This is a genomic window from Vibrio sp. AK197 (assembly GCF_053903115.1).
In genome coordinates, this window is sequence record NZ_CP096429.1 from 1,207,139 (window position 1) to 1,225,838 (window position 18,700).

Annotated in this window: 34 protein-coding genes; 1 reads left to right on the plus strand and 33 read right to left on the minus strand. The window is 46.4% G+C overall.

The genetic code is table 11. From position 1 onward, the window contains the following. Positions 1-111: 111 nt before the first annotated feature. The 16 genes from M1D72_RS05365 to M1D72_RS05440 all read right to left on the minus strand — a co-directional run bounded on the left by M1D72_RS05365 (position 112) and on the right by M1D72_RS05440 (position 8,014). Positions 112-627 carry a GNAT family N-acetyltransferase gene (locus tag M1D72_RS05365; protein ID WP_456294814.1) on the minus strand — a complete coding sequence of 172 codons (516 nt, stop codon included), beginning with the start codon at positions 625-627 and terminating at the stop codon, positions 112-114. A 135-nt stretch (positions 628-762) separates the two neighbouring features. Further along, a complete protein-coding gene (locus M1D72_RS05370; RefSeq protein WP_390197632.1) occupies positions 763-1,338 on the minus strand; it encodes a DJ-1/PfpI family protein in 576 nt (191 codons plus the stop codon). A gap of 9 nt (positions 1,339-1,347) precedes the next feature. Continuing rightward, positions 1,348-1,743 (minus strand): GFA family protein, encoded by a 396-nt coding sequence (locus M1D72_RS05375; RefSeq protein WP_456294815.1) that lies wholly within the window; start codon positions 1,741-1,743, stop codon positions 1,348-1,350. 63 nt (positions 1,744-1,806) lie between these two features. Beyond that, positions 1,807-2,241, minus strand: coding sequence for a GNAT family N-acetyltransferase (locus M1D72_RS05380; RefSeq protein ID WP_456294816.1), 435 nt, complete (start codon positions 2,239-2,241; stop codon positions 1,807-1,809). A 25-nt stretch (positions 2,242-2,266) separates the two neighbouring features. Continuing rightward, complete coding sequence (locus tag M1D72_RS05385; RefSeq protein WP_456294817.1) at positions 2,267-2,818, minus strand: nucleotidyltransferase family protein; 552 nt, start codon at positions 2,816-2,818, stop codon at positions 2,267-2,269. Then, entirely contained in the window at positions 2,819-3,193 is a 375-nt protein-coding gene (locus M1D72_RS05390) for a hypothetical protein (RefSeq protein WP_456294818.1), read from the minus strand. It abuts the gene before it with no gap. A gap of 3 nt (positions 3,194-3,196) precedes the next feature. Then, on the minus strand, positions 3,197-3,751 hold the full coding sequence (locus M1D72_RS05395; RefSeq protein ID WP_456295608.1) for a GNAT family N-acetyltransferase: 555 nt from the start codon (positions 3,749-3,751) through the stop codon (positions 3,197-3,199). 71 nt (positions 3,752-3,822) lie between these two features. After that, on the minus strand, positions 3,823-4,233 hold the full coding sequence (locus tag M1D72_RS05400; protein WP_390197618.1) for a hypothetical protein: 411 nt from the start codon (positions 4,231-4,233) through the stop codon (positions 3,823-3,825). Next, positions 4,230-4,454, minus strand: coding sequence for a membrane protein insertion efficiency factor YidD (gene yidD, locus M1D72_RS05405; RefSeq protein WP_390197615.1), 225 nt, complete (start codon positions 4,452-4,454; stop codon positions 4,230-4,232). Before yidD ends, M1D72_RS05400 begins: the two co-directional genes overlap by 4 nt. A 1-nt stretch (position 4,455) precedes the next feature. Then, positions 4,456-4,671, minus strand: coding sequence for a DUF4177 domain-containing protein (locus tag M1D72_RS05410; protein WP_390197613.1), 216 nt, complete (start codon positions 4,669-4,671; stop codon positions 4,456-4,458). A 143-nt stretch (positions 4,672-4,814) separates the two neighbouring features. Then, positions 4,815-5,291: a hypothetical protein gene (locus M1D72_RS05415; protein ID WP_390197610.1), complete on the minus strand. Its 477-nt coding sequence runs from the start codon at positions 5,289-5,291 to the stop codon at positions 4,815-4,817. 120 nt (positions 5,292-5,411) lie between these two features. Beyond that, on the minus strand, positions 5,412-5,765 hold the full coding sequence (locus M1D72_RS05420) for a hypothetical protein (RefSeq protein ID WP_390197607.1): 354 nt from the start codon (positions 5,763-5,765) through the stop codon (positions 5,412-5,414). 156 nt (positions 5,766-5,921) lie between these two features. After that, complete coding sequence (locus M1D72_RS05425; protein ID WP_390197675.1) at positions 5,922-6,314, minus strand: MazG nucleotide pyrophosphohydrolase domain-containing protein; 393 nt, start codon at positions 6,312-6,314, stop codon at positions 5,922-5,924. Between the two features lie 45 nt (positions 6,315-6,359). After that, the gene (locus M1D72_RS05430) at positions 6,360-6,827 is read right to left on the minus strand and encodes an OsmC family protein (protein ID WP_456294819.1); all 468 of its coding nucleotides are present in this window, start codon (positions 6,825-6,827) and stop codon (positions 6,360-6,362) included. 34 nt (positions 6,828-6,861) lie between these two features. Further along, positions 6,862-7,422, minus strand: coding sequence for a GNAT family N-acetyltransferase (locus tag M1D72_RS05435; RefSeq protein WP_456294820.1), 561 nt, complete (start codon positions 7,420-7,422; stop codon positions 6,862-6,864). An 82-nt stretch (positions 7,423-7,504) separates the two neighbouring features. Next, a complete protein-coding gene (locus tag M1D72_RS05440) occupies positions 7,505-8,014 on the minus strand; it encodes an arsinothricin resistance N-acetyltransferase ArsN1 family B (protein ID WP_390197599.1) in 510 nt (169 codons plus the stop codon). A gap of 438 nt (positions 8,015-8,452) precedes the next feature. Here M1D72_RS05440 and M1D72_RS05445 point away from each other — a divergent pair, with 438 nt between their 5' ends. Then, positions 8,453-8,635: a hypothetical protein gene (locus M1D72_RS05445; RefSeq protein ID WP_390197597.1), complete on the plus strand. Its 183-nt coding sequence runs from the start codon at positions 8,453-8,455 to the stop codon at positions 8,633-8,635. 94 nt (positions 8,636-8,729) lie between these two features. Here M1D72_RS05445 and M1D72_RS05450 read toward each other — a convergent pair whose 3' ends face one another. From M1D72_RS05450 to M1D72_RS05530, 17 genes are all read right to left on the minus strand, one after another. Continuing rightward, positions 8,730-9,215 (minus strand): DUF2127 domain-containing protein, encoded by a 486-nt coding sequence (locus M1D72_RS05450; RefSeq protein ID WP_456294821.1) that lies wholly within the window; start codon positions 9,213-9,215, stop codon positions 8,730-8,732. Positions 9,216-9,395: 180 nt separating this feature from the next. Next, entirely contained in the window at positions 9,396-10,277 is an 882-nt protein-coding gene (gene ypfJ / locus M1D72_RS05455) for a KPN_02809 family neutral zinc metallopeptidase (RefSeq protein ID WP_456294822.1), read from the minus strand. A 176-nt stretch (positions 10,278-10,453) separates the two neighbouring features. Then, positions 10,454-11,044, minus strand: coding sequence for a pentapeptide repeat-containing protein (locus M1D72_RS05460; protein WP_390197672.1), 591 nt, complete (start codon positions 11,042-11,044; stop codon positions 10,454-10,456). 115 nt (positions 11,045-11,159) lie between these two features. Further along, a complete protein-coding gene (locus tag M1D72_RS05465; RefSeq protein WP_456294823.1) occupies positions 11,160-11,483 on the minus strand; it encodes a DUF4144 family protein in 324 nt (107 codons plus the stop codon). Positions 11,484-11,515: 32 nt separating this feature from the next. Beyond that, entirely contained in the window at positions 11,516-11,818 is a 303-nt protein-coding gene (locus M1D72_RS05470) for a YkgJ family cysteine cluster protein (protein WP_390197585.1), read from the minus strand. Between the two features lie 73 nt (positions 11,819-11,891). Then, a complete protein-coding gene (locus M1D72_RS05475; protein ID WP_456294824.1) occupies positions 11,892-12,302 on the minus strand; it encodes a carboxymuconolactone decarboxylase family protein in 411 nt (136 codons plus the stop codon). 56 nt (positions 12,303-12,358) lie between these two features. Continuing rightward, positions 12,359-12,715: a MerR family transcriptional regulator gene (locus tag M1D72_RS05480; RefSeq protein ID WP_456294825.1), complete on the minus strand. Its 357-nt coding sequence runs from the start codon at positions 12,713-12,715 to the stop codon at positions 12,359-12,361. Positions 12,716-12,771: 56 nt separating this feature from the next. Then, complete coding sequence (locus M1D72_RS05485) at positions 12,772-13,242, minus strand: LabA-like NYN domain-containing protein (protein ID WP_390197572.1); 471 nt, start codon at positions 13,240-13,242, stop codon at positions 12,772-12,774. A 93-nt stretch (positions 13,243-13,335) separates the two neighbouring features. Next, a complete protein-coding gene (locus M1D72_RS05490) occupies positions 13,336-13,866 on the minus strand; it encodes an isochorismatase family protein (protein WP_456294826.1) in 531 nt (176 codons plus the stop codon). A 28-nt stretch (positions 13,867-13,894) separates the two neighbouring features. Beyond that, complete coding sequence (locus M1D72_RS05495; protein WP_390197566.1) at positions 13,895-14,323, minus strand: bifunctional diaminohydroxyphosphoribosylaminopyrimidine deaminase/5-amino-6-(5-phosphoribosylamino)uracil reductase RibD; 429 nt, start codon at positions 14,321-14,323, stop codon at positions 13,895-13,897. A 24-nt stretch (positions 14,324-14,347) separates the two neighbouring features. Next, a complete protein-coding gene (locus M1D72_RS05500; protein ID WP_456294827.1) occupies positions 14,348-14,938 on the minus strand; it encodes a hypothetical protein in 591 nt (196 codons plus the stop codon). A gap of 38 nt (positions 14,939-14,976) precedes the next feature. Continuing rightward, a complete protein-coding gene (locus tag M1D72_RS05505) occupies positions 14,977-15,405 on the minus strand; it encodes an MAPEG family protein (protein ID WP_456294828.1) in 429 nt (142 codons plus the stop codon). A gap of 26 nt (positions 15,406-15,431) precedes the next feature. Beyond that, positions 15,432-16,340: a DMT family transporter gene (locus M1D72_RS05510; protein WP_390197557.1), complete on the minus strand. Its 909-nt coding sequence runs from the start codon at positions 16,338-16,340 to the stop codon at positions 15,432-15,434. A 102-nt stretch (positions 16,341-16,442) separates the two neighbouring features. Then, the gene (locus M1D72_RS05515; protein ID WP_456294829.1) at positions 16,443-17,054 is read right to left on the minus strand and encodes a DUF2238 domain-containing protein; all 612 of its coding nucleotides are present in this window, start codon (positions 17,052-17,054) and stop codon (positions 16,443-16,445) included. A gap of 66 nt (positions 17,055-17,120) precedes the next feature. Then, positions 17,121-17,291 carry a hypothetical protein gene (locus tag M1D72_RS05520; protein ID WP_456294830.1) on the minus strand — a complete coding sequence of 57 codons (171 nt, stop codon included), beginning with the start codon at positions 17,289-17,291 and terminating at the stop codon, positions 17,121-17,123. A gap of 169 nt (positions 17,292-17,460) precedes the next feature. Then, the gene (locus tag M1D72_RS05525) at positions 17,461-17,811 is read right to left on the minus strand and encodes a DUF805 domain-containing protein (protein WP_456294831.1); all 351 of its coding nucleotides are present in this window, start codon (positions 17,809-17,811) and stop codon (positions 17,461-17,463) included. Positions 17,812-17,993: 182 nt separating this feature from the next. Beyond that, a complete protein-coding gene (locus M1D72_RS05530; RefSeq protein ID WP_456294832.1) occupies positions 17,994-18,689 on the minus strand; it encodes an SDR family oxidoreductase in 696 nt (231 codons plus the stop codon). Between the last annotated feature and the right edge of the window lie 11 nt (positions 18,690-18,700).

The following is an 18,700-nucleotide window of genomic DNA, read 5'->3' on the forward strand; positions in this document are numbered from 1 at the left end:
ACCAGCCTCCTTGGGCATTGACCGTAAACGTAAAAAAGCGACTGAAAAGTCGCTGTAAAACTATACGCTCAAGGGTTTTAACGAGCAATAAGATGCCTGTTCTGCACTGGCTTAAACGTCAATTCGCTTGTAATATTCGATGCAATCGACACTTTCACCACTGACTTCGGCATATTGGTTAAGCATACCGCCTCGTTCAAACCCGACTTTCTCTAACACTCGCTGTGACCCCATGTTATCAACGGAAGCCAGTGCATAAAAATGGCGAATTCCCCACTCCTGCGCTGATTGCATGGCTGCCTTAGCCGCATAACTGGCCACGCCTTGACGGGTATGCCGCTCACCAATTCGGTAACCCAATGTTGCTTGCTTACGCCGCATACTGATTTCAGTAACGTTGACACGACCTATAATCTCTTCGCCCTGCATGATCAAAAACGGTAGCATTCGCTTGGCTTTATATTCTCGTAGAAAGAACGCAATTTGGCCTTCCACGCCTCTTATCGAATAAAAGCAAGGTTCACGGGGCGGGATGTGTTGCTCAAACCAAGTTCGGTTTGTTTTTTCAAATTCAAATAATGCGGGCGCATCTGAGAGGCTCAGTAATTTCAAATGGCGGCAGGTCATGTCGCTCCCAATCAATTCCTATTAATGACACTTTTGTCAGGGTTATTACCATCATAAAACACCATGACTAAACTGTCATTGTAAACATACCTTTAAAGCGCATGTCTTAAAAACGTCGAGAAACCCTTTGCTTAACTAACCATTTTCAATCCAGCGATAATCCATCTGTTTGGCTGTGCGTACCGCCAATGGTTTATCCGCTAGTTGCGTGACGAGAAACAAGCTCATATCGATACCGGCTGAAATACCCGCCGAAGTTGTCCACTTACCTTGCGCGACCCAGCGGCGATCTTCAAGCACCGTCAGTGCCGGATATTGTCTAAGCGCATCAACATCCTCCCAGTGAGTGGTGACCTCTAATCCATCAAGGAGCCCAGCTTGAGCCAAAAGAAATGCCCCTGTGCAAACCGAAGCCACCCTTGGCGTATTAGGAGCAACCTGTTGAAGCCATGAAATAACCGGTTGAGACACCACTTGCTGGCGATGATCGCCCCCGACCACAATCAGTAAATCAAGTGCTGGATGGTTATTAATCGTATAATGCGGCTGGATTGGGAATCCGCCTCTCGCCTGAACAAGCTCGGCATGTTCGGCGATTAAAAACACCTGCCAATCATGACTAGCAAGCCGCTTAGCGGTGCTGAACACTTCAAAAGGCCCTGCAAAATCCAACACTTCAGCCTCTGGATATACATAAATTCCAATATTCAAGGTCGCTCCTTAACGGTCTGCTGGGTGATTCACGCCATCATTGACCACGACTTCGCCAAGTGCATAAGGGTTGACGCCTTCAAGGCAAGCGACATTGTAGCCATATTCACTGGGGTTAGAACGACGTTGATGATGTGTGTAGATACCACAGTGGCGGCAAAAATAGTGCTTGGCGGTATGAGTATTGAACTGGTAAAGGGTTAAATCCGCTTCACCTCTGATAATCTTGATATCATCAAGATTCACCGAAGCAACGATCGCGCCTTTGCGACGACATATTGAGCAGTCGCAGCGCCTAGCATTAACGATGCCATTTGGCAGGTATAACTGAAGCTCGACCGCACCGCAGTGGCAGCTTGCCGTGTGGCGTGTTTGTATTTGAGTCTCGCCAACTTTTTTAATCATCGTTACGTCCTTGTCCTGTTGTCTCTATGATTGAAGCATCCAATGTCTAAACTCTCTATACGGCTAAGCGTTAAGATTGCTGGAACGATTGAACGAATACATTCGCACTTCATCACGCACAAACCAACCCAATCGTTCGTAAAACGCTTGTGCCGACACATTGTCATTGAGTACAAACAAGTGGGTTTTCGGTACGCCTTGGCGCTCAAGGGCTGCAGTACTCAAATCAACCAAGCTTTTCCCAACCCCCTGCCCACGGCTCTCTGTATGCACCGCTAAATGCTGCAGATAACCGCGCCGGCCATCCGTTCCTACCAGCACAGCGCCGACCAGCACGTCACCATCAAACGCAACGAAACTGAGCCCGGGGTTATGCTGCAAGTAACGATTGATGCTTTCTACCGAGTCTGCATCTCTTAAGCGCATTGACTCGGTGTTGAGCCACAGTTCGATGACGTGTGTGTAATCGTCAATATGCATTTCCCTATAGGTAATCATCTGATTTGTCCTTATTGATACCTTGTTACTGATGGATGGTTAACTTCGGCCACCGCGCTAACCATCGCTTCTGCTCCATGCGCTGTTTGAAGACATGAGGCTCTCTTGCTGGGTTCGCCGTAATGTGACCATTTAGCAACGAGTTGAGCCCAAAACCGCTGATCACTTCGATCGCCCCATGCGGGTTCAGCCGCGCACCAACCGCCGTTTCCTGTTCTGGCCAAAAGCTCATTGCATCTTGGCAACTGGTATAAGGGCGATCACCATTTCGTAGATGCATTCGCGCTTGATTACGTACTTGCCAATCGATAGTTGGTTGCTGCGCTTTAAGCTGCTGCTCTAAAGCCATGTCAACCTCAGCCTTTGCGTTGGGATCAAAATAGATGACATCCACATCATTAAACGGTGTTGAACTTAGCCCATGAAGCTTGTCCCACACCATATTACGAATAACGCCAGCCGCTATAATGCCCTGAGGTAACTCTAGGCTTTTTACCGATGTGAGTAATGCCATTCGCTCAACGTCTTGGCTTAACCACAAAGCAACCAATTGCTGTTGCTGAAAATCGTTAAGCATTTACTTGCCAAACCAGTGTAAGGCAATACACATGATAAGAGGCGGGATTCCACTAATCAGAAAACGAATCACTAACGCGTGATTGGCATCTTCTCTCAAGAACGTGTCTCGCACTTTTTCATTGGACACATCGGCCAATTTTTCAGCGTCCCCCAGAGGCTCTCCTGAATTCCCCACACCGATACCGGGTGGATACATGTAAAGCAGGGTCGCAATGCCCCATAAAATAAACAACACAAAAAACGCATAATCTTGCCAGTAACGTAGGCCAAAGAAAGCGGTCGTTCGTTCGACAAGGTACAGAGACGCGAACGCGATCAGATTCGCAATCACGCAAAAACGGACCAGTTTATACACCATGTTTTTATTCCACACTCATCACTCGTTAACGGCGCAGTGTATCCAATACCGCGCCAACATTTCAGCAAACACCTCACCGTAAATGACGCCATCAAATTGACCACCGTTCGCTTCAATCACACGACGAGAAGCGACATTGTCTTCACTGGCGGTCAATAACACGCGTTCAATGCCAAGGTTGGATGCTTTTTCTAATGCTAAGCTCAACATTATCGTTCCATACCCGCGGTGACGCTCGCTTGGCGCAACATCATAACCGATATGGCCGCACTCATTGGCGAGAAAGGGATCATCAATGCGGTGACGAAGCCGTATGGCGCCGTAGATAACTTGGCCATCAAATAGCCAATAGTAACTGCAAGGTACATAGCCTTGCGGTAAGTTGCGCCCGAGATGATGCTCATTTAGCTGCTGGGTATAACGCAAAAAATCTTTAGCGCCGGGTGAGTAAAACTCGGCATTTTGTGGATCATTGGTGAGCATATCTTGATAGAAATGCTCAAAGGCAGCTTGATGAGGTGCTCCAAGAAATACTAAATGAAGATTTGGGTCAGCTTGCGGTAGTGAGCACATCACAGTCATCTCTATAAGCTATTGAACTAGCAGATAGATTTCTCATGTCGTGCTCAGAGTGTCAAGAAATTCTATACCACGATCGATTTCGCTTGGGCACGCAGTTGATGGTAGATCGCTTGTGAGCTTTGGAGGTTCCACTGCCTCACGATACGTTGAGCACAAAAAAGATGAGGAAGTTCGTAAAGAGTAAGCGCACAGACTAATAATAATGCGGAGCGAAAACCCAAAGCTAGGAGTACGATCGCAACGACCAGAATGCACAGCTCGATCGCAAACAATAGGTATTTACGAAGATAAAAATGATGAACGCCACCGAGAAACAGCCAATTCAACGCAGCGTATGTATCTGGGTCTTTGAGCTGCTTTGATTGCAGTTTAAAAAAATCTTTCCGTTGGCTTTCTGGAAGCGTTTGCGCTTTGGCCCTAAGCAACTCTTCTTCCATCTCTATCCGTTCAATTGATTCAAACCACGCCATCATGGCACCTCATCCACTATTTTTTCTACTAAATCAGGTTGGTTGCAGCGGCGAATACGCTTGATTCCCATTGCCCAACCTCTCAGGGCACCGTATTTAGCGATGCACTGTTTGGTATACTCGGAGCAACTCGGCTCAAAGTTACACTCTAGGTTTAGCAGCTTTTTCGACCCACCACGTGACTGATAGTGGCGGATCGCGACTATCGATAACTGCTTAAACACATTAACGACCTAATGTGACAATTACCGCTTCACGTTGCCAAAACAGAAGATAACGCTTCTTTTCTACAACTTGAAACACCACTTGCCAACCGTCTTGCGCATAGCCATTAAGTTCGGCTTCCATACGCTGAAGTGGAAGACCACTTGCACCAAGCAACAATGTACCACACCCACCTTCAACAATATGGACGACTTTGTATTCTTTATATTGGGACATACTGACTAACCTTTGAACTATTTTGTTTATGATTAAGAGAATAGAAGCGTACGCATAACATTTTTCAATTATGGCTGACAACCGATCGCTGTCCACTACACAAAAACGCGCTGTGATGAAGCACTCTCTACGTGATGTCTTATTTATTGTGTATGCGTGTTGGTCATCATCGTCGGTGTGACACGTTTTCCATACACAACCGAGCCATCATTAAGATCTTCAACCCAGTAAAAAATGCGCACAAAATTTCCCTCTGGCTTAGTAATGTAATCCACTAGGTATTTGTGATCATTCACGAGCTGAATTTTTGATAGGAACAAATTAAAGTCAGGGTTTCCATCACGCCAAAGATATAGCGTTTGCTCACCTTCAGGCAATCTTATTGCGTTGGGGAATCCACTTAACCCTAATCTTAAGTATTTGATGCCTGATAGCTTCTGTCTATTCACTTTAGTGAAGTAAACGCTATGTGCACCATACACTACTGGGGAGTTATCTTCGACTTGGCCAATAGTTTTGACTTCATACTCTTCTTCCATTTCGCCTTGGACAAAAGCGGGCCCACACGAACAACCGGTCAGAAGAGCGCTTAATACGCCTATAAGTATCCATGTTTTCACAACAACCACCTAAACAACCATTTGTTTTCTTTATGTAATATCAGCGATGCCCTCCAACGGCATGCGCTAAAGCTAAAAGGCGACAGCTTAGGTTATGTGATTAAGTGGTCTGTTCTGTTGTCAGGAGTATTGATTGATATTTCTGTGCGCAATCCAACGGTTGCCTTTCATGGTAAAGGCCACCAATGCCAACACGGCAATAACTGGCATGACGACGAACCATAATGAAATTTGGCTACCCACCAGTAGATTGAGCAACCCGACAAGTAACCCGGCAGTCACACCGATAAAGGCAATCGCAGACACCACCATCGATTTCAGGTTCTTCTTGTTGGGCTTTCGAATACTGAGCGACGTTAAGCAGTTAGCACAACGAATTGAGCCTCCTTGATCCAACTTCATCATGGTTTGACTGTCGATATGTTGCTCATGTTGACACTCTGTACAAACAACGGAATATTCGTGATTCATCATTGCCTCACCTCGTTAATTACCAATGCCAATATGGCGTCAATTACAACAAAAGATGAATCATCACTAATGGGAAATGTCGAAATGTCCCAAAAAAAATCCAAAGTTTTCACTCAAATGTGATATTGCTTCGAGGAAAATAAGCAATAAAAGCGGCGGTTAATCTCTAATCTGAGACGCAACGACAGTCGGTTGTTTCTCAAACTCTTGCTGAAGCTGTTGCTTTTGCCGCTGTTTCACAGCCTGCCAGCTTTCATCCCCTTCAATCGCGGAAACACGCTGCTCATATTTTCGATAAGCGCGAGCAAACACTGATTCGATGGTGATTTTATTTTGATGCTGCAATGCATTCATGGCATTGAGATAGTTCCAAAGTATGTCCGCCAACTCATCTTCCAAAAAGCACCAGCGCTCTCTCGGCAGTTCCTCTTCAACTTCGTCGACTTCCTTTTTTATATCGTCGAGATAACGATGGGCTCCTCCCCATTTGTGCTGTTGATCGAACTGATATTTTCGCTCAACAATTGCCAATAACTGAGCAATATCTTGCAGAGAGCTTTCAATGGCCATTGGTCACATCCTTTGCAATAACTGGGTTTAATCGACAATCTCAGTGGTCACCTTGGTCAATACCGAGTTGGCAATAAAGCAGTGCTCGTGCGCTAGGTGATGCAATTTTTCCAGTTGCTCTGTGCTCGGTTGCTCGCCAGAAAATACCACTTTAGGCTTTAACACCACTTCAGTGACGGCTGTTTTGCCGTCACTGGCACGCGTTTCAAGCACCCCTTCTGCCGTATCGACATAAGAGTCGACCACATAACGACGCTTCGCCGCGATTCCTAAAAACACCAGCATATGACAACTTGATAGGGCAGCAATAAAGGCTTCTTCAGGGTCAACATTTGCCTCGACGGACAGAGGTAATGGCACCACATGCGGCGATGACGACGCCGGGACAATCACCCCACCATCAAATTCCCACTCATGACCTCGGCTGTATTGATTATCGGCAAAAACTTCCTGTTCTTGGCGCTGCCAGCGCACCGTCGCGAAATATTGTGACATCGAAGATCCTTTTCTCTTTCCTTAAGGGAGGTCGTTAACTTGAAAGCGGTTCGAGCCACTGATTCGCGGTACTGAACCATTCTTCTTTTAAGATGCCATATTTTACGGAATCATAATACTTCTGATTGTAGAACCGCACTTTACGCAGCCGCGCTTCTTGGCGCATTCCTAGTTTTTCGGCGCACCCCATCATCCGGTGATTCCCAGACCAGGTGGTTAAACCGACTCTGGCGATATCAAGATGGTCAAAAAGATAGGTTATCCACTGAGTTAAAGCACGAGGCGCAATCCCTCGATGCCAGAACGTTGAATCATAAATAATGACCCCCATTTCCAGCCAACGCGTGGCTTCACATTCCCAATAATAGCTGGCAGTACCAACCGGTTGACCTTCATAGGTAATAAGCTGAGCGCTCTCGCCTTCCCTTAGCCTGGCAAACAAGTCAAATCCAAACTCTTCGATACTCGGCGTTTGGTAAGGAAAGTAGGGACCATTGAAATCCGTCCAGTGTGGATCAGCGGTGATCAACTGGTATAAGCTTTGTAACTCATTTTCGCGCGCTGGACGCAGTGCGACTTTACTGTTTACTTCCATAAGCGACAACTTCATTGATTAAACGGTGAAGGTAAAAGGTGGGAAGGTTGTCGAATCTGAAATTGGCTGTGAGTGTGAAATTTTACGCCTGATTAGCGTGTAATCCTAGCGATAACTGCCAGAAGCCAACCGAGATCCATTGGTCAAATTTGTAACCGATTCGCGCCATTTCACCCACTTTATGAAAACCAAAGGATTCATGTAAGCCAACACTTGCTGGGTTTGGGAGTGCGATAACACCCAGAACTTGTTCAATGCCAAGTTGCTGAAGCGTATCCAGTAAATGCTGATAAAGTCGTTTACCCATTCCCAGTCCCATGGCTTCTTTGGCGAGATACACTGAAGGCTCAACAGAGAAACGATAAGCGCTGCGCTCTTTCCACTGAGCGGCATACGCATAGCCTTGGACGATGCCCTCTTCTTCAATAACCAGCCATGGTAAATCGACACTCAGCACTTTATCGATACGCTGCTGCATATCCAAACTCGTCACTGGGTTTTCTTCAAATGAAACTGTCGTGTGTGTGATGTAGTGATTGTAGATTTCTGCGATGCGCGCAGCATCTGACTTAAGAACGGGCCGAATATTCATGTTCCCTCCTTGGGTAACCGGCTACATAGCCAGCGAATGGCTTATAATAACCACATTGCACAGCAAAGTTCGAGCACTGTATTTCGTACTCTATTCGCCAAACATAAAACCAAAAACCCGCAGCACCAAACCGGCCGATCACGACAAAAAATGAAATAAAGATTGATTTCAGATAATCAGAAGTGAAATAAATCGCGGCAGCGCCGCCGCTGTCACGTGTCAGACGGGGAAATGATGTCACGTTTCTTGGGATTGGTTAATATTTAAACAAAGATAAAAATCAATAACTTACCACTTAACAAGCCACTAAGAACGGAATAAATGTGACACTCATCACTCAAAATAGCAAACTAACGTTGCAGTTTTAACAGATGCGCAACGTCAATCTAACCTTTATTGTTAATTCATCGTTTATCAACACGACAATCAGAGGTGACGATGAAAGTACTAATTCAACTCGATCAAGCAGGTACCTACCGAGATAATCTTTGGGACGCACCCGTTATTCGTTCAAAAGGCGACGTTTACGCCGTTACGCCCGCTTATGCGGCGCATCTTATCAAGCAGCAGATTGCTCATCTTTACACCGATGAAAATCAGCAAGTGGTATTTGACGCTTAGCCATGCACAGACTGCTTATCTCATAATTTGGCCAGTGACTAAATTATGAGATCAGTCTTTTTGACATCAACTTTTTGCCCTTAGAACCTAGCTGTTATTCCTCTCTTATTTGCGCGTTTTTCGCCCGTTCTGAACGCTGACTTTGCAGCACCGTATACATATACCAAACGACAATGACGTTGATAACAAAAATGACGGTCGTCAACCAATTGAAATTAGTGGCCATTTCATAAAGTTCAAACGGAATATAGATAGCCCCACTAAGAAAAGCGAACCACTCGGTCCACACCATCCCGTGCCATAAACCGAACGCTTCAATAAATCGAATAGCGGTATAGGCGAATGCGCCAAATTCGACGAGTTTTAATTGGCTCGCGGTTAAATGTTGCGACTCTTCAATCAGCAAATGCGCGACGTAACCCGTTGGATTGAGATGTAGCTGCGCAATAACACTCCGTAACATCCATTGTACGTCTTCACCAACCAAATTATGCAGTGCAATAGCAACCATTAACGACAGCACGCCTTTCGATGCTTCTAACATCGCGACGGCACGAACGCCCCTTTTGGCTTTTGACACCCTTACCTCACTTATTTTTGATGACTAGCGGCAATTTACACTGTTAGTTTAGAAGTCGCCAATACGATATGGTTCCTTTTACCGCCCATTCATTTGAGCTTTATTTTATTTCTCTGCGCAGAAACAACAATGCCGCGCGACGATTCCAAGAGGGATCATCGCGCGGCATCATAAAAAGGCTTAACGAAGTTGTGAAAAGGTGTCACATTGGCTCATATCACCACTTTCAAAACCGCGTTTAAACCAAGCGATTCTTTGCTCTGACGAACCGTGAGTAAAGGCATCAGGATGAACAGCTTGGCCTGCCATTTGCTGCAAGCGATCATCACCCACGGCGTTGGCTGCTTGAATGCCTTCATCAATATCACCCGGTTCAAGCATGTCCATCTGTTGGTTCACTTCATGCCCCCAAATGCCCGCGTAGCAATCGGCTTGTAGCTCTAACATCACGCTTAGCTTATTGGCATCCGTCTGTGAACTTTGCTGCTGTAACTGGTGAACTTGGTCACTGGTACCCTGAAGTTTTTGTACGTGGTGGCCGACTTCATGAGCAATCACGTAAGCAAATGCAAAATCCCCTGGCGCACCCAATTTCTTGAGTTCATTCATAAAGCTCAGATCTAAGTAAATCTTTTGATCGGCAGGACAATAGAACGGCCCTGTCTGCGCTTGACCAACGCCACATCCGGTTTGCGTCATGCGATTGTATAACACCAACGTCGGTTCTTGGTAGCCACCAAGCTTTTGCTGCCAAACGGTTTCCGTTGTCCCTAAAATAGCCGCAACGAATTGTCGGTTCTCATCATTCTGCCCTTCAGCCCCCGCTTCGCCGACCGCTTGCGAAGAGGTATTGGGCATACCGTTTTGCAGCATATTGCCGCCAGTAAAATACTGAAAGGCATAAAACGCAGCGCCCGCAATTAAAATAATGCGTCCGATTTTGGTTCTGAGAAGAAAAGGCAGTATCCGCAGTAGCCCCATTCCTCCCATGCCTGCTTGCATCGGCTCTTGGCCGCGTCGATCTTCAACGTTGTAACTTTGCTTTGAATTACGCCAGCGCATTACAGAATCCTATATGGTTATCAATAATGCGCTAAACATAGTCGAAACTCACCGCGCAAACGAGCTGCGAAAGTGCGACAAAGCAGGATTAAATCAGAATTGACACCACTCAGACAGTGGTCGCGAGGCTTTTCTGACAAAGTGACGCTGAGGCGTGAGCAAACGATTAACGTCCGTCAATCCACCAACTCTATTCCTAAGCTATCCAGCAGGGCCAGCGCCTCGTAACGGGAAAATTTGGCTTGGGCAATGACGTTTTCCAACACATCAATTTGAAAGTGGGTGGCATCCGTAAAATCGGCACTGTGAAGATTGGTTCTCATAAACAGCGCATGCTGAAAATCACACTCGGTTAAGGAAGCACGAGCGAGGTCCGCTTCGCGAAAGTCGGCATCGTGTAATTTGCACGCTTCAAGATGCAATTCATTGAGTGTCAGCCCGAACCAAGAGCTGTCATTGAGAATGCAGCGCTTAAACCGCAGTTCATGATCGAGGTTAAAACTCGGCCAGTGTGCGTGAGTCCAGTCAATCCCGACCATTTTGCAGTCAACAAACGTCACATCAAATAAGCGTGTCTGCGGCAATTTGATTAAACTCAAGTTGCAACGCTGAAATTGGCAATTAACGAACTTACAGTTTTTCAGTCGCGCATTGGAAAAGTCACAATCATTAAAGTCACACTCTTCAAACTCAACACCGTACAACTCAATATCTTGCCATGCTTGCTTATCAAAGCACTGATCGAAATACGCTTGGTCGTTAGTCAGTTTCACTGGTCTGTTACCTTATCTATGAACCAAGCAAGTTCTTGGTACTAAAGTTCTTGGGATTTAGTGGGCGAGATACTTTAGCAAACTCACACACTTCTATCTCACACTCAACTCACGCTTGAGAGAAAACTAACGACTCGATGGCCGAAGAGACATCGGTAAATATGATTTTCGTCAGACATACTTGCTGGCGATGAAACTCATGTTCACGAATCAATTGTGTGACCTTATCAAGTGTATACATGTGCTCGGGGTTTCCAAGGCTATTGTGTTCCAGCCTCTGTAAGCGAAACCCTTGGCCTATCGCGTCAATAAGCCAATCGTCATCACCAATAATTAAGCCGTCCACAACAGACGCAGCCAGTACGTCATGTGAAGCAATATAGAGAAGTTCATGATCACCTTCGAGTTTGATCATGGCGGGAAAGTGAATCATCGATTCTCCTTGGTTATGGCTCTGGAATGGATTTATTGCTTGGCTGGCAGCCATTTATTGCGCTCGGTCACGCAGTCATCAGACCCCATTTCAAATTCACGGCAGATCCAAGGGCGCTGTTCGTAAATCGTGCATAAATAAGTTTGGCGATCCATGGCCGAGCACCAGCCATCACTGAGGCGGCGCATCGTTTCGCCGCCCCAAGCATCAATCGCAATATGCTCTTCAGGCACGCCCGTATCCGTGATTAACATCACTTCTAAACGGCAGCAACACGCTTGGCAATTCGAACAGCTGACTGAGGAGTCATCGACTTCCGTTACCTCTATCTTCATCTGCGCGACCTTAATGTTGTAAAATTTGCCAAGATGATACGTGAAAGTCAGCGTAATTTCGAAGCCGTTTTCACTAGAGCGATAATTCGCTCTTTGCTGCTTCCTCCTCTTGCAAGGGCGTGTCGAGCACTTCTTTAAGCGCAAACATGGCATTAAGTGCGCAAGGGAAGCCTGCGTAAACCGCCATCTGCAAAATCACTTCTTTCAATTCCTCAACCTCACACCCAACGTTTAACGCTGCATGGAGGTGAACCTTGAGCTGAGGCTGACAGTGACCCAGCGCCGTTAAAGCAGCGACCGTAGCAAGCTCTCTGGATTTGAGATCAAGCCCCGGACGGCTATAGATATCACCGAATGGAAACTCTATGGTGTATTTACCCAGGTCGGGACAAATATCCGCGAGGCTTTCAATCACCTGCTGGCCCGCTTTCCCGTCAATTCGGTCGAGTTGAGCGAGACCCCGTTGGTATCTTGATTGTGTCATATTCATTCTCCTTTAGTGTTGAGAATGACAGCCTACAAGTTAGAGTGAACTCTAAGTCAACGAACTTTTTGGCTTTGATACAAATAAATTTTCTCTTCGAGGGCCTGTAGATGCGCTTGCTGGGTTTTAATATGTTCAATTAATTGATCACGATGCGCTTCCAACAGCGCTTGCCTTTGAGAGCAAGTGCTTTCCCCTTCGGCGCGGAGATCAGCATATTGCAAGATACCTTCAAGCGGCATTCCCGTTTCCTTTAGGCGTAAGATAAACGTTATCCACACCAACTCTTTCTCGCCGAATACACGGTGTCCGCTAGGGGCTCTGGGCACCTGTCTCAATAGCCCTATTTTTTCGTAATAACGCAGCGTATGCGCCGATACGCCTGTGCGCCGCGAAAATTCGGTCATATTCATACTTGGTCCCTAACTGTGCACCGGCCTAGCATTAAGCAAGAAATTGATAACGCTGATTAAAGCAGCAAATCTCCATCAATCGGAATAAACCGTGTGGCTTCATTCATCAAAGAGCGAGCAGTTAACGATTCCACCCCGTATACTTCGACCTTGTTGCCTTGGAGGCATAACCTTTGAGCAAGAATATCGAAATCGCCATCACCGGAGACTAAAATCACCGTCTCCGCCTGACGAGCATAATCCATTGCATCAATCGCAATCCCGACATCCCAATCACCTTTGGCTGAGCCATCCGCACGTTGAATGAATGGCTTGAGTTTTACTTCAAAGCCAATGGCTCGAAGAATGTTTTGAAATTCATATTGTTTTTGGTCGCCACGATCAATGGCATACGCGAAAGCTTTAACCACTTCCCGACCACCAGTGGCCAACGCCCAAAATTGGTTGTAATCAAAATTGCGTTTAAATGCTTGCCTGGTGGTGTAATACACATTTTGCACATCCACCAGCACGACGATTTTTTCCATGAAGCGATTCCATTAAGACGCCGCGATAAGCCGCGACTTTACTATTGATTGTTTCAACGATGATAAATGGGATTAACAGCGTAAGCATTCATCTTAGCCTGCGATGATTGCTTCGCAATCCAGCGCCCGAATTTTTACCCCAAAGCTGCCAATATTGGATAAGGTGGCATTGTGGTGTTGACGAATCTGCCCACCACTGGCATGGGGTTTATCGTGCGTAGTGTGGGCGTTGGCGGCCAAATCCACCGTATAACCTAATGCAGCGGCGCGGCGCACCGTAGTGTCAACACAGAACTCACTGGCATAGCCACTGATGATCAGATGTTTGACGTCACGCTCTGCTAAGATTTCACTAAGATTCGTGCCTAAAAAAGAATCTGGCGTGGTTTTACGCACGTAATGATCACGGCTGTCTAATATGAGTTGATGTTGAAGCGCCCATGCTGAAGTCTGATAGCCCATCTGCGCATCCTCGTGTTGGATAAAAATAACACAGTGCCCTTGTTGATGTGCCCACTGGGACAAACGGTTGATTCGCTCTACGACCTCCTGCCCCTCATAAGGTGCAGGCTCAAGCTCAAAGAGGGCGCTTTGTACATCAATAACCAAAAGTGCTGTGCTCATTACATATCCTTATTCTAATAGGCAAACACTACGACTTACCTAAATAATTGCTTAAAAACGGCATCACTTCATGTGCCAAAATGCCGACCTCAACTTCAATACCCGCTTGTCGTAGAAGCTCAATCCCACGTCCATTATTTCGAGGATCAGGATCAAGCATGGCCACGACCACATGTCGAATACCGGAATGCGCCAGTGTCATTGCGCAGGCTGGCGTTCGTCCAACAAATGAGCAAGGCTCAAGCGTAACGTAAGCAGTCACCCCATGAAGATCGCCTTGGTACGCCTTCAACGCCTGAACCTCAGCGTGATCATGGCCTATCGCCTGAGTATAACCTTGGGCAACGATCGTCTCCCCTTTGACTAACACGCAGCCGACCGGAGGATTAGGCTGACACTCGGGCAAAGCACGCTGGGAAATCGCCAAAGCTTGGCGCATAAAATATTGATGGTTCATATTCAATCGTTTCTGACTTTAAACTTAGTCGCTCGGCTGATTAAGCCAATCACTAAACGCATGCTGCGCCTCAGCGCTGTAGTCGAGTGCCGCTTGCGAGACCTCAGATAAACTGGGGACTTGCATGCCACATACGCTATCTTGTTGCTGTGAGTCTGGGCTTTCACCTAGGAGTGTCAAAAGCTCATTGGTGTCTTTGATGGTTTGGCAGCCTGCGTAAACATCCGCCGCAGTAACCGACAGAATCACACCAATTCCAAGGTAAGGCAATGACTCGCCCGCAATGGAGGTGACGTTCATAGCCACATTACGCGCTACGCGCTTAGAGATTTTACGCGATAAACCATGTGCCTTTGCCAATTTCACTTTTCGCAGTTTTGCCTTATGCTCGTAATTCCCCACTCGCTTTTTTAAACGCCGGTTCTCGGCATGAATGGCGCGAAGCTGAGTCGATTTACTGTTTGCCAACACACGCTGAGTGGGAATCAATGACAGCAAATTATGCATAAAATCATACACTTTAGCATTGGCTACCGTCATAACATTCGTCACCAAAAGCACGCACAAACTGCCAACCATCATCAAACTTTTTATGCGCTTAAATATCGCCATCATGATTCTCCTTTGTGGGGTGATTGATTTTGCTAAAGCGCTTAACGCTCAAGCAGCGTCGTCACACACAAGACCACTAAGCCGAGATTGGCGAGAAAACCCAGCATAAAAAAGTAGCTTCGAGGGCTCGGGTTACGCTCTGTGGCTATCGCGTAATACAGCGCCATGTGAACGACTCTGGCGGCGACATACAGCCAAATCAGCCCACCCAACCACAACGGATTCGCCCCAATCAAAAAAGCAATAAAAGCGGCAAGGAGCATTGCGGGTAAGTTTTCTAGCGTATTCATATAGGTGCGATGCGCTCTAAACACGAAAGAGTCGTGGCTGAGGTTTTCATCAATTTTACCGGGAATAGCGCCAGGTTGAGAGGCTTTGACGACAGTCGCCACCAACCACTGAGCGATCACCAAAATCACCAGACACACCATGCCCCACATCGGCATGTTATACACTGCACTTAACGCCATGTTGTCACTCCTTTCGCTTGTTGTGTTTAGCTTGAAGGCTCAACGTTTATCGCTTTAGGCTTCAAGCTACCAAGAATATTGATCAGCGCCCCTGCTACAATTAACGAACCGCCTATCCAAGTCCAAATTGCGGGTAACTCTCCAAACAACACTAACCCAAATAGGATCGAAAACACCACTTGAATGTAAGAAAATGCAGCGACTTTATTTGCGACTTCACTACGCATCGCTTTCGTTAGACCAATTTGTCCAATCTGAGTAAAGACACCGATAAACATCAGCATCACAAAAGCATCAAAGCTCGGCATAACGAAATCATCACCCAGTAATATCAGCGATAGCGGCAAGGCCAATAGGGGAAAATAGAAGATAATCACTGAGCTGTCTTCACTGCTACTCAGACGTTTAACAATCACATAAGCCACTGCACTACAAAACGCGCCTGTCATCGCAGCGCCGACACTCAGCAGCGGCAACTGGCCATGTGTGGTATCGAAAAGCCCGGGGCTTACCATGATCACGAGCCCGAGCAAACACAAAGCAATACACACCACAGTGGAAGATTGAATTCGCTCTTTAAGGAAAATGAGCGCCAATAGAGCGGTAAATACCGGATGTAGGTACTGCAAAATAGTGGCTTCCGCGAGCGGTAGAGTGGAAACCGAGTAGTAAACACAGATGAGTGCAATCGACCCCATGGTGCCACGCGCTAGCAGTAGGGGCTTATGATGACCCCAAATGGAAATCCGTTTGCGTTTAACATCAAGAAAACTGATCACAAAAGAGACCAACGAACGCGCAGCGACAATTTCCATCAGTGGCATGTTGTAAACACTAACTAACTTGACGAATGCGGTCATCAATGAGAAACCAAGTGCAGACATCACAATATATCGAATTCCAACCGGAATTGAGGAGAACCAAGCGAGAGACATAATTTTCAGCTATCTAAACAAAGAAGTCGGCGATACCGCAGCGGCGGCACAAAAAACCGCCCCAACGTAGCACGTCAGGGCGGCAGACATCATAACCAATTTTCACGCGTAAGTTGATGAGATTTTATTAATTTGTTTATCATGCCAGCGGCTAAGTACCATCACGCTCACCATCGCACCAACCAATGCATAGGCCATATCCGATTGCGTGTCCCACACATAACCTTGAGTCCCTAAAAACGCTTGTGCATTATCACCGGTTGCTACCGCCACCCACCATTCAACCAGTTCATAAAACGCGCTAAATGCCAAGCAAAACGCAACACTAAATACATGCTGCCAGCCTCGGCCTCGAATAATGTCTCGGCGAATGACGATTTCACGCACAATGATCGCAGGGACAAACCCTTGAGCAAAGTGGCCGAGTTTATCGTAGTTATTACGCGCTAAATCAAACCACTGCTTAATATCATCGAACAACGGAACTTTGGCATAGGTATAATGACCACCGACCATCAGAATAATGCAATGCAGCAAAATCAAACTGTACAGCAGTGGTGTCAACGGAAAACGTGAATAAGTTATCGCAAGGATGAACACGCCAATCAACGCTGGGACAACTTCAAGAAACCACGTAAAGCGATCATAAGGGTCTATCGCTGACCAAACCAATACCGCACAAAAAATGGCAAGCCAGAGTATCGTCTGTTTCATACTTCTCCTATCGATTAAAATGTTTAAGGCTTTGCTTTTCCACACCGCCTTATAACCTGCTCTTGGTTAGCAATTGCCTTTTTTCGCTTGCCCTGGCGGACAAAACTTCCCGTTGTGTCCATCATCACCATTGGTGGTTGCTTTGACTTCAACGTCATCAACGGTGCCCTCAACACGGGTTAATTGACATCCACTCAATAGCAACACGCTAGTAGAAAGAATGAACAGTAACTTCATGACATCACTCGCTAAGTTATGGTTGATATACACATAAAGTTTAGCTCAAAGCGCGTGGCGTACGTCATTCTCAAGTCAGTATTGATTCACTACGGGGTGATAACGGGTTAAAAATATCGATTCAAATAGACCAACATGCCATGGTCACATCGCATGTTGGTGAAGGGACTTAAGCGTTTATCAACTTTGGACTTTCGCCATAACAGTTAGCGTCTTCGCCACCGTCTTTGACGAAAAAGTAAAGCAGAATCAGGCTGCCAATGATCGGGAGGAGCGGAATCAAAATCCACCATCCACTGCGGCCAATATCATGCAGTCGGCGTATTTGCACCGCAAGGGTTGGAATAAATAACACCAACATATACAGCACGGTTAAAAAGAAACTACCCAGCATCAAGTCAACCACCTGAACCACAATGGAAAACAAGATGTTGAACAGCACAAACATCCACAGCTCTTTGCGCCTAGCGCGGCCATTAAATACCGCGTATTTCTTTAATACTTCGAGATACCAGCTCACTATTATTTTCTCCAGCGACAGACAACATTCCCTTCTTTAATCGTTTAAATTTGGCTTAAAGAAGTCACAAATAAGCGTAGCGTTACCCTACCCTTACATTGAATGTCATGCGGTCTGAACATCGTCTTCGTTAATAGTGAAGAGAAAAAATCATGCTCTAAAACCTGAGCCAGTGTTTGCCTTTACCAAGGGAGACTCCCCTGCTCTAAACTAACAAAGTCACGATGCTGTAATTGGTCGTGTTCTATCAGTTCAAGTAAATGAGCAGCACTTTGCTGTGGCGTCATGTGCGCATCTGACGCTGCCATGCTGGTCACCATCCGCCCAGGATGCAGCGCGACACATCGAATACCGAACTCTTCTAAATCATCCGCTAGACATAACGTCAGCATATTTTGCGCCGCTTTGCTGATTCGGTATGAATACGAGCAGCCACTGCCTTTCGCTGCTAATTGAGACTGCAACGTGAGTGAGCCGCGACGTGAACTGATGTTAATCAACAACGGACGAGTGGCGCACGTCATCGCTTTCAGCGCGCCCTTGACCGTCGCAAAAGGGCCAATGCAGTTGGTTTCAAATTCTTTGCGTAAATAGGCACTTTCGGTATCCACTAGCGTCGGGGCTTTGGTGCCTGAGCCTGCGTTATTGATCACAACATCCAAAACCTCTTCACCAAGCCAAGCCTCTAACTGCTGAGGATAGCCATCGTCGGTAATATCGCAGATTAAAACCCTTGCGTCAGGAAATTGCTGGCTAAGGATGTCGCACGCACTGTCACTTCTCACCACTAAATAGAGTAAATGTCCTTGCTGATAAGCAAGCTGTGCCAGCGCCAAACCAAAACCTCGATTGGCACCCGTAATTAAAATTCGTTTCATAGCATCATTTG

Bases quoted from the DNA above. Each gene is read 5' to 3' on its own strand.
- M1D72_RS05365 (WP_456294814.1), bottom strand. From the start codon at position 627: ATGACCTGCCGCCATTTGAAATTACTGAGCCTCTCAGATGCGCCCGCA.
- M1D72_RS05375 (WP_456294815.1), bottom strand. From the start codon at position 1,743: ATGATTAAAAAAGTTGGCGAGACTCAAATACAAACACGCCACACGGCA.
- M1D72_RS05380 (WP_456294816.1), bottom strand. From the start codon at position 2,241: ATGATTACCTATAGGGAAATGCATATTGACGATTACACACACGTCATC.
- M1D72_RS05385 (WP_456294817.1), bottom strand. From the start codon at position 2,818: ATGCTTAACGATTTTCAGCAACAGCAATTGGTTGCTTTGTGGTTAAGC.
- M1D72_RS05395 (WP_456295608.1), bottom strand. From the start codon at position 3,751: ATGTGCTCACTACCGCAAGCTGACCCAAATCTTCATTTAGTATTTCTT.
- M1D72_RS05400 (WP_390197618.1), bottom strand. From the start codon at position 4,233: ATGATGGCGTGGTTTGAATCAATTGAACGGATAGAGATGGAAGAAGAG.
- M1D72_RS05410 (WP_390197613.1), bottom strand. From the start codon at position 4,671: ATGTCCCAATATAAAGAATACAAAGTCGTCCATATTGTTGAAGGTGGG.
- M1D72_RS05420 (WP_390197607.1), bottom strand. From the start codon at position 5,765: ATGATGAATCACGAATATTCCGTTGTTTGTACAGAGTGTCAACATGAG.
- M1D72_RS05430 (WP_456294819.1), bottom strand. From the start codon at position 6,827: ATGTCACAATATTTCGCGACGGTGCGCTGGCAGCGCCAAGAACAGGAA.
- M1D72_RS05435 (WP_456294820.1), bottom strand. From the start codon at position 7,422: ATGGAAGTAAACAGTAAAGTCGCACTGCGTCCAGCGCGCGAAAATGAG.
- M1D72_RS05440 (WP_390197599.1), bottom strand. From the start codon at position 8,014: ATGAATATTCGGCCCGTTCTTAAGTCAGATGCTGCGCGCATCGCAGAA.
- M1D72_RS05445 (WP_390197597.1), top strand. From the start codon at position 8,453: ATGAAAGTACTAATTCAACTCGATCAAGCAGGTACCTACCGAGATAAT.
- ypfJ (WP_456294822.1), bottom strand. From the start codon at position 10,277: ATGCGCTGGCGTAATTCAAAGCAAAGTTACAACGTTGAAGATCGACGC.
- M1D72_RS05465 (WP_456294823.1), bottom strand. From the start codon at position 11,483: ATGATTCACTTTCCCGCCATGATCAAACTCGAAGGTGATCATGAACTT.
- M1D72_RS05470 (WP_390197585.1), bottom strand. From the start codon at position 11,818: ATGAAGATAGAGGTAACGGAAGTCGATGACTCCTCAGTCAGCTGTTCG.
- M1D72_RS05475 (WP_456294824.1), bottom strand. From the start codon at position 12,302: ATGACACAATCAAGATACCAACGGGGTCTCGCTCAACTCGACCGAATT.
- M1D72_RS05480 (WP_456294825.1), bottom strand. From the start codon at position 12,715: ATGAATATGACCGAATTTTCGCGGCGCACAGGCGTATCGGCGCATACG.
- M1D72_RS05485 (WP_390197572.1), bottom strand. From the start codon at position 13,242: ATGGAAAAAATCGTCGTGCTGGTGGATGTGCAAAATGTGTATTACACC.
- M1D72_RS05490 (WP_456294826.1), bottom strand. From the start codon at position 13,866: ATGAGCACAGCACTTTTGGTTATTGATGTACAAAGCGCCCTCTTTGAG.
- M1D72_RS05495 (WP_390197566.1), bottom strand. From the start codon at position 14,323: ATGAACCATCAATATTTTATGCGCCAAGCTTTGGCGATTTCCCAGCGT.
- M1D72_RS05500 (WP_456294827.1), bottom strand. From the start codon at position 14,938: ATGATGGCGATATTTAAGCGCATAAAAAGTTTGATGATGGTTGGCAGT.
- M1D72_RS05505 (WP_456294828.1), bottom strand. From the start codon at position 15,405: ATGGCGTTAAGTGCAGTGTATAACATGCCGATGTGGGGCATGGTGTGT.
- M1D72_RS05510 (WP_390197557.1), bottom strand. From the start codon at position 16,340: ATGTCTCTCGCTTGGTTCTCCTCAATTCCGGTTGGAATTCGATATATT.
- M1D72_RS05515 (WP_456294829.1), bottom strand. From the start codon at position 17,054: ATGAAACAGACGATACTCTGGCTTGCCATTTTTTGTGCGGTATTGGTT.
- M1D72_RS05520 (WP_456294830.1), bottom strand. From the start codon at position 17,291: ATGAAGTTACTGTTCATTCTTTCTACTAGCGTGTTGCTATTGAGTGGA.
- M1D72_RS05530 (WP_456294832.1), bottom strand. From the start codon at position 18,689: ATGAAACGAATTTTAATTACGGGTGCCAATCGAGGTTTTGGTTTGGCG.